Annotated in this window: 8 protein-coding genes; 5 read left to right on the top strand and 3 right to left on the bottom strand. The window is 62.5% G+C overall.

Annotated elements, in window-relative coordinates:
- Window positions 1–126: 126 nt before the first annotated feature.
- The 4 genes from V3W40_RS17725 (at window position 127) to speA (ending at window position 4,388) form a co-directional block, all read left to right on the top strand.
- A complete protein-coding gene (locus V3W40_RS17725) occupies window positions 127–1,104 on the top strand; it encodes a DUF2333 family protein (protein WP_370671257.1) in 978 nt (325 codons plus the stop codon).
- A 2-nt stretch (window positions 1,105–1,106) separates the two neighbouring features.
- The gene (locus tag V3W40_RS17720) at window positions 1,107–1,643 is read left to right on the top strand and encodes an NUDIX hydrolase (protein WP_330215417.1); all 537 of its coding nucleotides are present in this window, start codon (window positions 1,107–1,109) and stop codon (window positions 1,641–1,643) included.
- 316 nt (window positions 1,644–1,959) lie between these two features.
- On the top strand, window positions 1,960–2,331 hold the full coding sequence (locus V3W40_RS17715) for a translation initiation factor Sui1 (protein ID WP_027607992.1): 372 nt from the start codon (window positions 1,960–1,962) through the stop codon (window positions 2,329–2,331).
- A 143-nt stretch (window positions 2,332–2,474) separates the two neighbouring features.
- On the top strand, window positions 2,475–4,388 hold the full coding sequence (gene speA, locus V3W40_RS17710; protein WP_330215416.1) for an arginine decarboxylase: 1,914 nt from the start codon (window positions 2,475–2,477) through the stop codon (window positions 4,386–4,388).
- Window positions 4,389–4,440: 52 nt separating this feature from the next.
- Here speA and V3W40_RS17705 read toward each other — a convergent pair whose 3' ends face one another.
- Both V3W40_RS17705 and V3W40_RS17700 read right to left on the bottom strand, forming a co-directional pair.
- Window positions 4,441–4,752 (bottom strand): hypothetical protein, encoded by a 312-nt coding sequence (locus V3W40_RS17705; RefSeq protein ID WP_330215415.1) that lies wholly within the window; start codon window positions 4,750–4,752, stop codon window positions 4,441–4,443.
- Window positions 4,753–4,847: 95 nt separating this feature from the next.
- The gene (locus V3W40_RS17700; protein WP_330215414.1) at window positions 4,848–6,197 is read right to left on the bottom strand and encodes an MATE family efflux transporter; all 1,350 of its coding nucleotides are present in this window, start codon (window positions 6,195–6,197) and stop codon (window positions 4,848–4,850) included.
- A 213-nt stretch (window positions 6,198–6,410) separates the two neighbouring features.
- On the opposite strand from V3W40_RS17700, the gene V3W40_RS17695 reads away from it, so the two are divergent.
- Window positions 6,411–11,306 (top strand): alpha-2-macroglobulin, encoded by a 4,896-nt coding sequence (locus V3W40_RS17695; RefSeq protein WP_330215413.1) that lies wholly within the window; start codon window positions 6,411–6,413, stop codon window positions 11,304–11,306.
- A 138-nt stretch (window positions 11,307–11,444) separates the two neighbouring features.
- On the opposite strand, the gene V3W40_RS17690 is transcribed toward V3W40_RS17695, so the two are convergent.
- Window positions 11,445–11,738: a hypothetical protein gene (locus V3W40_RS17690; protein ID WP_027607987.1), complete on the bottom strand. Its 294-nt coding sequence runs from the start codon at window positions 11,736–11,738 to the stop codon at window positions 11,445–11,447.
- Between the last annotated feature and the right edge of the window lie 29 nt (window positions 11,739–11,767).

Genomic DNA, 11,767 nt, shown 5'->3' with positions numbered 1-11,767 from the left:
AAGTGCATGAACTCAAGTGATTGAAAGGATATCGCCATGCTGGACTGGAAAAACCGTGCGGGCAGTGCCAAAGGCCCTGCCCCTGAGCCCAAGTCGGCCAACCGCAGCTATTTTCGTACCCTGCTGATGAGCCGAGCCGTGCTCAGCGTGCTCGGCCTGTATCTGTTGGTCACCGGCGCCCTGGGCTGGTACTGGAGCGAAGAGCCGGCGCTGTTCCCGGTCCAGCAGAATGCGCAGCTTGCCGCCGAGAAGGAAGGCAAGCAGATGGTGGTGGGCTATACCACCGTCGAAACCCTCAAGACTGTGGTTGGCACGTTGTTGAACAAGCCCGGTGGCTATATTTCCAACGACCGTTTCCCGCCGGGCCTGTGGATGGACAACATGCCCAGCTGGGAATACGGCGTGCTGGTGCAGGTGCGCGACCTGACCCGCGCCTTGCGTAAAGACTTCGCCCGCTCCCAGTCGCAGTCGGCCGAAGACGCCGATCTGGCCAAGGCCGAGCCGCGGTTCAACTTCGACAACAAGAGCTGGGTGCTGCCGTCCAGTGAGTCGGAGTACCAGGAAGGTATCAACTCCCTGAACCGCTATGAAGCACGCCTGTCCGACCCGAATCAGCGTGGCGCCTTGTTCTATGCCCGCGCCGACAACCTGAACAACTGGCTGGGCGATGTGGCCACCCGCCTGGGCTCGCTGTCGCAACGCCTGTCGGCCAGCGTGGGCCGGGTTAAATTGAACACCGCACTGAAAACCGAAGCCCTGGCGCCGGGTGAAGTGCCGCAGGTCGACGAAGAAGTGGTGGAAACCCCTTGGATGCAGATCGATAACGTGTTCTACGAGGCCCGTGGCCAGGCCTGGGCGCTGTCCCACCTGTTGCGTGCCATCGAAGTCGACTTTGCCGACGTGCTGGCCAAGAAAAACGCCACCGTCAGCGTGCGTCAGATCATTCGTGAGCTGGAGGCTTCGCAAGAGCCGGTCTGGAGCCCGATGATCCTCAACGGCAGCGGTTTCGGCGTGCTGGCTAACCATTCGCTGGTCATGGCCAATTACATTTCCCGGGCCAACGCGGCGGTGATCGATTTGCGTCAACTGCTCAACCAGGGTTGATGATGGACGCAGCTCAAAACGAGGCCGCGCACCGTGCGGCCTCTGATGCCGAACTGATCTGCTGGGTCGACGAGCGGGACAACCTGCTCGGCCACCTCATCAGGTCCGATTTGCGCCAGCGCGGCCTGATCGGCCGTTGCACCTTTATCTTCCTGTTCAATTCCAAGGGTGAGCTGTGCGTGCATCGGCGCACCCTGAGCAAGGCCCTGTACCCGGGGTTCTGGGATACGGCGGCGGGCGGGATGGTCGCGGCGGGAGAGTCCTACGCGTTATCTGCGGCCCGCGAGCTGGAAGAGGAACTGGGTGTTGGCGGGGTGGAACTGACCGAGCATGACCATTTCTACTTTGAGGATGGCGAGAGTCGGCTCTGGTGCAAATCCTACTCGGCGATCTGGGATGGGCCATTGCGCCTGCAGCCTGAAGAAGTCATGGAGGCGCGCTTTTTGCCCGTAGAAACGGTCCTGCAGGAAGCCGAGCACAAGCCTTACTGCCCGGACGCCCAGGAGGGCTTGCGGCGCTATCTGGCCTCGCGTCGCTAAAGCTGCATAAATTGGCGCCATTTGGCTCTTAGCAAGTGGGCTTTTTGCCGTTACACTGCGCGACTTTTCACCCGAACCGCCATTGTTTCACCCTGGGATCACTGTAGGAGCGAGCTTGCTCGCGAAAAACTCAAGAACGCCGCGTGCATTCGGAATGCACGCTTCATCGTTGACGATTTTCGCGAGCAAGCTCGCTCCTACAGGTGGGGATTAGCCTTGGCGGCTCGGTAGCGCTGCCCCTGCCTGAGTGGGGCTTCGCGGTCGGTCGTCCCTTAGCGGAGGCCGATCAGTCTTTGTCCTCCCGAGAGGATTGCCGGTGGCCAAAAAAGCCGCATCCTTCGCCGCCCTCGGCGGCCTGGTATTTTCCACCGACGCAGGTCGACACTGCCCGGACTGTCGTCAGCCCGTGGATTCGTGTACCTGCAAACAGACCCTGATCCCCGAAGGCGACGGTATTGCCCGCGTGCGCCGCGAAAGCAAAGGCCGTGGCGGCAAGACGGTGACCACCATCACCGGCGTGCCGTTGGCCGAAGAGCCGCTCAAGGCACTGGCCACCACGCTGAAAAAGCGCTGTGGCACCGGTGGCGCGTTGAAAGACGGTGTCATCGAGATCCAGGGCGATCACGTCGAACTGCTGTTGGCCGAGCTGATCAGGCTGGGTTACAAGGCCAAGAAGTCCGGCGGCTGAAAGCCTCTTCCCAACCTGTGTCTAAACTCTGTCCTGCGAGTGGGGTCTACCTTGCTTACAGGCAAATCGTCATTTTCATTCTTTAGACTGCGCCAGCCTCGAACGAGAGGTGGCGCCTTCGCCTTCATTTATAGGGGACTTCGATGTCCGTACGACGCACACGCAAAGACGATGGCAGCCAATGGACAGTTGCGGACAGCCGCAGTGTTTACGGGATTCGCCATTGGGGGGCCGGGTATTTCGCGATCAATGATGCCGGTCGCGTTGAAGTCCGTCCGAACGGCCCGAACAGCACACCCGTCGACCTCTACGAGCAAGTGGACGAGCTGCGCAAGAGCGGCCTTTCCCTGCCGCTGCTGGTGCGTTTTCCCGATATCCTGCAAGACCGTGTACGCCAGCTGACCGGCGCTTTCGATGCCAACATCGAGCGCCTGGAGTACCAGAGCAAGTACACCGCACTGTACCCGATCAAGGTGAACCAGCAGGAAGCGGTGATCGAGAACATCATCGCCACCCAGAATGTTTCCATCGGCCTCGAAGCCGGCTCCAAGCCTGAGCTGCTGGCCGTGCTGGCCCTGGCGCCGAAGGGCGGCACCATCGTCTGCAACGGTTACAAGGACCGCGAGTTCATCCGCCTGGCGCTGATGGGCCAGAAGCTCGGCCACAACGTATTTATCGTGATCGAGAAAGAATCCGAGGTTGAACTGGTGATCGAAGAGGCCGCCAGCCTCAAGGTCAAGCCACAGGTGGGCCTGCGCGTGCGCCTGTCTTCCCTGGCGTCGAGCAAGTGGGCGGACACCGGTGGCGAGAAGTCCAAGTTCGGGTTGTCGGCGGCGCAACTGCTGTCGGTGGTCGAGCGCTTCCGCGCGGCGGGCCTGGACCAGGGCATCCGCCTGCTGCACTTCCACATGGGTTCGCAGATCGCCAACTTGGCCGACTACCAGCACGGGTTCAAGGAAGCCATTCGTTACTACGGCGAACTGCGCAACCTCGGCCTGCCGGTGGATCACATCGACGTCGGCGGTGGCCTGGGCGTGGACTACGACGGTACTCACTCGCGTAACGCCAGCTCGATCAACTACGACATGGACGACTACGCCGGTGTGGTCGTGGGCATGCTCAAGGAATTCTGCGACGCGCAGAGCCTGCCGCACCCGAATATCTTCTCTGAAAGCGGCCGCTCCCTGACCGCGCACCACGCCATGCTGGTGGTGCAGGTGACCGACGTCGAGAAACACAACGACGAAATCCCGCTGATCGAAAACAAGGAAAGCCTGCCGGAAACCGTGCAGTGGCTGGTAGACCTGCTGGGCCCGACCGACATCGAGATGGTCACCGAAACCTACTGGCGCGCCACCCACTACATGAGCGACGTGGCCACCCAGTACGCCGACGGCAAACTGACCCTGGCCGAAAAAGCCCTGGCCGAACAGTGCTACTTCGCCGTGTGCCGCCGCCTGCACAACTCGCTGAAAGCCCGCCAGCGCTCGCACCGCCAGGTGCTGGACGAACTCAACGACAAGCTGGCCGACAAGTACATCTGCAACTTCTCGGTGTTCCAGAGCCTGCCGGACACCTGGGCCATCGGCCAGGTATTGCCGATCCTGCCGCTGCACCGCCTCGACGAAGAGCCGCTGCGCCGCGCCGTGCTGCAAGACCTGACCTGCGACTCCGACGGCAAGATCAAGCAATACGTCGACGAGCAGAGCATCGAGACCAGCCTGCCGGTGCACGCCTTGAACGAAGGCGAAGACTACCTGCTGGGCATCTTCCTGGTCGGCGCCTACCAGGAAATCCTTGGCGACATGCACAACCTGTTCGGTGACACCGACTCGGTGAACATCTACCAGCGCGAAGACGGTTCGGTGTACAGCGCCGGTATCGAGACCCACGACACCATCGAAGACATGCTGCGCTATGTGCACTTGTCGCCGGAGGAGTTGATGACTCACTACCGTGACAAGTGCGCCAGCGCGAAGATCAGTGCCAGTGAGCGTACGCAGTTCCTCGACGCCTTGCGTCTGGGCCTGACGCGTTCGTCATACCTGTCGTCCTGATGCTGGGTTGAACGACGCGCGGGGTTTCTCGCGGGTCGTATCGGTGGGCGGTTCAGTACGCGACCAGGCAGAGCTTGAGCGGGCATTGGCCTGGGTTGAATTGAAGGACAACCCGGTCAAGTCTGTCGGCACCGGTGGTGGTGGGCGCCACCGTGACATTTTGGCTATTAAAGGGCAGTTCAATATTTGCACCTGGAGCGAGGGCGTGTCGCTCGGTTCCTTGGAAGAGCGTCAGATTGGACCGGCTACTGTTTGTAACACGCAGTCTGTCCTCGATAGTGTTCGGCCCTTGCCCATTGGTGCATCCCGCCATGTTTGCCAGTGTGCAAGCCGTAGCGATCCACAGCGCTTTCGTGATGTTCATATCCGACTCTCCTTGAATCTATGGGATGGGTTTTACCCATGGCCATTCAACGCCCGGAATGTCGGTCTGTAACCTGTCAGAATTAACAGGTAGGTTCAGTCAGTACGGGTACCGAACCACTCCCCCCGCTGCTTGAGCCGCCAGGCAATGACCCCCAGGGTCAGGCTGCGCAAGGCCATGAACAGCAGGAACGTCATCCACAGCCCATGGTTGCCCAGGCCTTGCAGTGCCCAGGCAAAGGGCAGCACCATCAGCACCGTCAGCAACATGCCATTGCGCATTTCCTTGGCGCGCGTAGCGCCGATAAACAACCCATCCAACAGATAACTCCACACCGCAATCAACGGCAGTACCGCCAGGTACGGCAGGTAGAGATCGGCGGTTTCGCGCACGCTGGGGATATCGGTCTGCATGGCAATAAACAGGTGGCCGGCGAAGGTGAACAGCAGGGCAAACCCCAGACTGGCGATCAGCGACCAACCGCCGGCGACCACCAGCGAACGGCGCAGCGCGGCGCGGTCATGGGCGCCGATGGCGTGTCCGCACAAGGCTTCGACCGCGTGGGCCAGGCCGTCCAGCGCGTGAGCGGTCAGCAACAAGCCATTGAGCAATAGAGCATTGGCTGCCACGGTGGCATCGCCCAGGCGTGCGCCTTGCACCGTGATCATGAAAAACACCGACTGCAGCGCCAGGCTGCGGATAAAAATGTCGCGGTTCACCGCCAGCAACGGGCGCCAGCTTTGCCACCGTTTCAACGCGGCCCAGGCGATATGCCCGGGGTAGGCGCGCAGGGCTTTTTGCGTGAGGGCAAGGCCAAGCAGGGCGCCGGTCCATTCGGCGATCACCGATGCGCGGGCCGAGCCGACCACGCCCCAGTCCAGGCCCAGTACAAACCACAGGTTCAGGGCGATGTTGACCAGGTTGGTGGTCAACAGGATTGCCAATGGCGCCCGGGCGTTTTGCGTGCCGAGGAACCAGCCCACCAGTGCGTAGCTGGCCAGCGCGGCGGGCAGGCCGAACAGGCGGGTGTGGAAGAATTCACGGGTCAATTGGTTGAGTTCGGGGGACGGTTGCATCCATTCCAGGGCCAGATGGCTAAGGGGGATGCCGACGGTGCCCAGCAACATCGCCAGCCCCAGCGCCAGCAGCAAGCCTTGCAGCAGGATCTGTCGCAGTGCCGCACCATCCTTGCGCCCGGCGGCCTGGGCGGCGAAACCGGTGGAACCCATGCGCAGAAAACCCATGGCCCAGGCGAGGAAGGTATACAAGCTGGCACCGACGGCCACGGCGCCCAGTTGGTGGGCGTGGGGCAGGTGGCCGATGACCATGCTGTCGACCAACGCCACCAGCGGCACCGAAATGTTCGACAGGATCATCGGCGCAGCCAAAGCCCATACGCGGCGATGGGTAGGGCGGTCGCGCCAGTCGGTGAGTAAGGTGGACATGCAGGCTCCTTGGGGGAGCGGCATTGTAACCGGCCATTGGCAACGCAACAGGGTCAATGTGGCATGGGGCCCAATGTCCGTGGGATTTGGCTGGGACTTGAGACCGTTGAGAACCAACTCACCCTCCGTCGGTCAATGTGACCAGCGCCACATCGGCTTGGCCGGCGCTGATATATAGTTCACCCCTCGGTTCCCTCTGACTACGAGTGCCCCATGCTTAACAAAGGATTGTTCCTGGCCTGCGCGCTGGCCCTGCTGAGCGCCTGCGATTCTTCCGATAAACCGGCAGCACCGCCTGCGCCCACCGTGGCGGCAGCGCCGAAACCGGCCAAGGCGGCGGTGGATGTGGCGGCGCTGAAGCAGCGCTATGCCGGGCGTGAGTTGAGTGTGGTGGACGTGTCCGAGGTGCAGTTGGACGGGGCCAGCACCTTGTCGGTGAGTTTTTCCATTCCGTTGGATCCGGAGCAGAAGTTTGCCGACAAACTCCATCTGGTCGACAGCAAGTCCGGCAAGGTCGATGGCGCCTGGGAGCTGTCCGATAACCTGATGGAACTGCGCCTGCGCCACCTGGAGCCCCAGCGCAAACTGGTGCTGACGGTGGATGCCGGGGTGAAGGCGGTCAACGCCAACACGCTCGCCGCCGAGTACATCGCGCGCCTGGAAACCCGTGACCTGCAAGCCACCGTCGGCTTCGCCAGCCGTGGCACATTGTTGCCGACGCGCCTGGCCGAAGGCCTGCCAGTGATCGCGCTGAACGTCGACAAGATCGACGTTGAATTCTTCCGGATCAAGCCCGAATCCCTGCCGTCGTTCCTGGCACAGTGGGGGCGCAATACCAGCCTGCAAAGTTATGAATCCCGCGAACTGCTGCCGCTGGCCGACCTGGTCTACGGCGGCCGTTTCGACCTGAACCCGGCGCGCAATACCCGTGAAACCCTGCTGCTGCCGATCGCCGGCCTCAAGCAATTGCAGCAACCGGGCGTGTACCTGGCGGTGATGCGCGCTTCGGGCACCTACAACTATTCGCAACCGGCCACGCTGTTTACCTTGAGCGATATCGGCCTGTCGGTGCACCGCTACGCCAATCGCCTGGATGTGTTTACCCAGGCGCTGGAAGGTGGCAAGGCGTTGGATGGCGTCGACCTTGAAGTGCTCGATGCCGACGGCCGTGTGCTGGGCCAGGGCAAGACCGAGAAGGGCGGCCACGCTGAGTTGCCGTTGCCGAAAAAGGCCCAGGTGCTGCTGGCCAAACAGGGTGAGCAGACCAGTCTGCTGCGCCTGGACAGTGCGGCGCTGGATCTGGCCGAGTTCGATATCGGCGGCCAACCTTCCCATCCGTTGCAATTCTTTGTGTTCGGCCCGCGCGACCTGTATCGCCCCGGCGAAACCGTGCTGCTCAACGCCCTGCTGCGGGACAAGGACGGCAACGCGGTCAAGCCGCAACCGGTGAGCGTCGAAGTGCGTCGCCCGGACGAACAGGTGAGCCGCAAGTTTGTCTGGGATGCCGATGCCTCGGGCCTCTACCAATATCAACTGCAACTGGCCGGCGAAGCACCGACCGGCCGCTGGCAGTTGGTGTTCGACCTGGGCGATGGCAAGCCGCAGCTGTATGAGTTCCTCGTCGAAGACTTCCTGCCCGAGCGCCTGGCGCTGGAACTCAAGGGCAGCGACACGGCATTGAGCCCGGCGGATAACCCGGTGATCAAGGTCAACGGTCGCTACCTCTACGGTGCGCCGGCGTCGGGCAACCGCGTCAGCGGGCAAGTCTATGTGCGCCCCCTGCGCGAAGCGGTCAAGTCGCTGCCGGGCTATCAATTCGGCTCCGTCACCGAAGAAGAACTGAGCCAGGACTTCGAGCTCGACGAAAGCGTGCTCGACGCCAAGGGCCAGGAAGAACTGACCCTGGAAAGCAAATGGGCGGAGGCCAAATCTCCCCTGCAACTGATCGTGCAAGCCAGCCTGCACGAGTCGGGCGGACGGCCGATCACCCGGCGCCTGGTGCAGCCGATCTGGCCGGCCGAGCAACTGCCGGGCCTGCGTGGCCTGTTTGACGGCAAGGAAACCAATGGCGACGGCCCGGCGGAATTCGAAGTGCTGCTGGCCAACCAGGACGGGCAGAAACTCGCCGCGCAAAACCTCAAGGTCCGCCTGGTACGCGAGCGCCGTGACTACTACTGGAACTACTCCGACAGCGATGGCTGGAGCTATCACTACAACGAGAAATTCCTAAACCTCGATGAACAGACCCTGAGCATCAAGGCCGGCGATACTGCCAAGGTCAGCTTCCAGGTGGAGTGGGGCCCGTACCGCGTCGAGGTCGAAGACCCGCAGACCGGCCTGGTCAGCAGCCTGCGCTTCTGGGCCGGCTACCAGGCCCAGGACAACACCGAAGGCGGCGCCGTGCGGCCCGATCAGGTCAAGCTGGCGCTGGATAAACCCGCCTATGGCGACGGCGACACCGCCAACGTCACGGTCACGCCGCCGGCTGCCGGTAAAGGCTACCTGCTGGTGGAATCCGCCGAAGGGCCGCTGTGGTGGCAGGAAATCGACGTGCCGGCCGAAGGTAAAAGCTTTGCCGTGAAGCTTGATCCGAAATGGTCGCGCCATGACCTGTACGTCAGCGCCCTGGTGGTTCGTCCCGGCGAGCGCAAAGCCAATATCACCCCCAAGCGCGCGGTAGGCCTGCTGCATCTGCCGCTGGATCGCACCCAGCGCAAGCTTGGCGTGACCCTGGCCGCGCCGGAAAAAATGCGCCCCAAACAACCGCTGACGGTGAAGGTCGCCGCCAAAAACGCCGATGGCAGCGTGCCGAAACAGGTGCACGTGCTGGTGGCGGCGGTGGACGTGGGCATCCTCAATATCACCGAATATCCGACGCCGGACCCGTACTCCAGCCTGTTCGGCCGCAAGGCCTATGGCGTGGACCAGTTCGATATCTACGGCCAGTTGATCGAAGCCGGGCAGGGCCGCCTGGCCAGCCTGGCCTTTGGGGGCGACGCCGCGCTGGCCAAGGGCGGCAAGCGTCCGGACACCAGTGTGACCATCGTCGCCCTGCAAAGCGCACCGGTGACCTTGAATGAGCAGGGCGAGGGTGAAGTCAGCGTCAACATCCCCGACTTCAACGGCGAATTGCGCCTGATGGCCCAGGCCTGGAGCGATGACCGCTACGGCATGGCCGAAGGCAAGACCTTGATCGCCGCGCCGCTGGTGGCCGAGCTGTCGGCACCGCGCTTCCTCGCCGGCGGTGACCAGACGACGTTGGCCCTGGACCTGTCCAACCTGTCGGGCAAGGCGCAGAAACTCGATCTGCAACTGAGTGCCGAAGGGCAATTGGAGCTGGTCAACAGCGGCGCGCAAAGCGTCGAGCTCAAGCAAGGCCAGCGCACCACCCTGCGTATCCCGGTGAAAGCCTGGGGTGGCTTGGGTCAAGGCAAGGTGAAGGTCACGGTCAATGGCCTGGACCTGCCCGGTGAGAACCTGCCGCCGTTCAGCCGCGAATGGACCCTGGGCGTGCGCCCGGCCTACCCGGCGTTGCTCAAGCATTACCGCGCGGTGCTCAAGGGCGAGCCGTGGAGCTTGCCCGCCGGCGCATTGGATCAATTCGATGCCTCTGGGCGTGAGGCGCTGCTGAGCCTGTCGAGCCGGCCGCCGCTGAACCTGGGTGCGCAGATCTCGGCGCTCAAGGCCTACCCGTATGGGTGCCTGGAGCAGACCGCCAGTGGTCTGTACCCGTCGCTGTACGCCGACGACGCGCTGCTCAAGCGTTTGAGCATCAAGGGCGAGCCGGATGCCGAGCGCAAACGCAAGATCGAGCTGGGCATCGAACGCCTGCTGGGCATGCAGCGCTACAACGGCAGCTTCGGTTTGTGGGGCGCCGATGGCGAAGAGGAATATTGGCTGACGGCTTATGTCACCGACTTCCTGTTGCGTGCCCGTGACCAGGGCTTCGCTGTACCACCCGAAGCGCTGAAAAAAGCCAGCGAGCGCCTGCTGCGCTATGTGCAGGAGCGCAACCTGATCGAAGTCGACTACAGCGACAACGCTGACCACACGCGCTTTGCCGTGCAGGCCTACGCCGGCATGGTACTGGCGCGCAGTCAGCAGGCGCCGTTGGGGGCGCTGCGCAGTATTTTCGAGCGGCGCAGCGACGCGCGTTCCGGGTTGCCGTTGGTGCAGTTGTCCATCGCATTACGGAAGATGGGTGACCAGCCCCGTGCGGATCAAGCCTTGCTGGCCGGCCTGGCGGCGCAACGCAGCGCCAAGGAATGGCTGGCCGACTACGGCAGCCCGCTGCGCGACCAGGCGATGATCCTGGCATTGCTGGAAGAAAACGACTTGGCCAAGGGCAAGCGTGAGGAGCGCTTGTTTAGCCTGTCCGATCAGTTGGCGGCCAGCCCGTACCTGTCGACCCAGGAGCGCAATTCGCTGTTCCTGGCCGGGCGCCTGGGGTTCGCCCAGCCCGAGTCGGCCTGGAAGGTCCTGCTCAATGGCAGCGGTGGGGAACATGAGCTGAACAATCAACAGTCGACGCTGGACCTGGAAGGCAAGCTGCTTTCTGGCGATCTGAACCTGACCAATCAGGGCGATGTGCCGGTCTACCAGCAATTGACGATCTCGGGTTATCCCCAGGTGCCACCGGCACCGGGTGGCGACAACCTGAGCATCCGCCGGGAATACCTGGGCATGAATGGCCAACCGCTGAACCTGCGCAACCTCAATAGCGGCGACCTGGTGCTGGTGCACCTGGCCGTGAGCGCCAGGCAGCGCGTGCCGGATGCCTTGGTGGTCGATCTGTTGCCTGCGGGCTTGGAGCTGGAAAACCAGAACCTGGCACAAAGTGCCGCCAGCCTGGAAAACGCCAGCAGCCAGGTGAAGGAGTGGCGTGAGTCGATGCAGAACGCGGCGCTCAAGCATCAGGAGTTTCGTGATGACCGTTACGTGGCGGCCATCAACCTTGACGGCGATGGCACCACGCACTTGCTGTACCTGGCCCGTGCCGTGACACCGGGCACTTACCGCGTGCCACCGCCGCAGGTGGAGTCGATGTATCGGCCGAACTGGCAGGCGGTGGGGGAGACGCCGGCGGATCTGGTGATCAAGGGACGCTGAAATTTGACGGTTGATCACTGTAGGAGCGGGCTTGCCCGCGAAGAACGCAAGGGCACCGCGTTTATTCCGGATGTCAGCGTTATCGTTGACGTCCTTCGCGAGCAAGCTCGCTCCTACAGTGGCTGGGTGTTTTTGGGTTCAGTGGACGACCCAGCTGAGCAGCCACAGGCCAAGTATCAGCCAGATCACCCCGAAGATGATCGAAGCGCGCATGAAGGCGCGTACGGCTGAGTACAGAAACAGCAGGCCGACGATCAGGGTGAGGATGCTGATGATCGAGGTGTCCATGCCCAATGTGCGTGACAGGCCTTCGACAAAGTTGCCGCCGGCGTGGGTCAAGGCTCCGAACAATCCGCTGAGCCCGTCGACGATAAAGCGGATGACGGAACCGAGCGCCTGGCCCAACCATTCGAAAAAGCTTTCTACCTGCATATGTGTGTCCTGATAAGAAGGTGGGCGTA

It is taken from the genome of Pseudomonas sp. AM8 (assembly GCF_036346475.1).
GTDB lineage: Bacteria > Pseudomonadota > Gammaproteobacteria > Pseudomonadales > Pseudomonadaceae > Aquipseudomonas > Aquipseudomonas marginalis.
The sequence above is the reverse complement of the archived record's forward strand: the minus strand, read 5'-3'. Positions and strand labels throughout refer to the sequence as shown.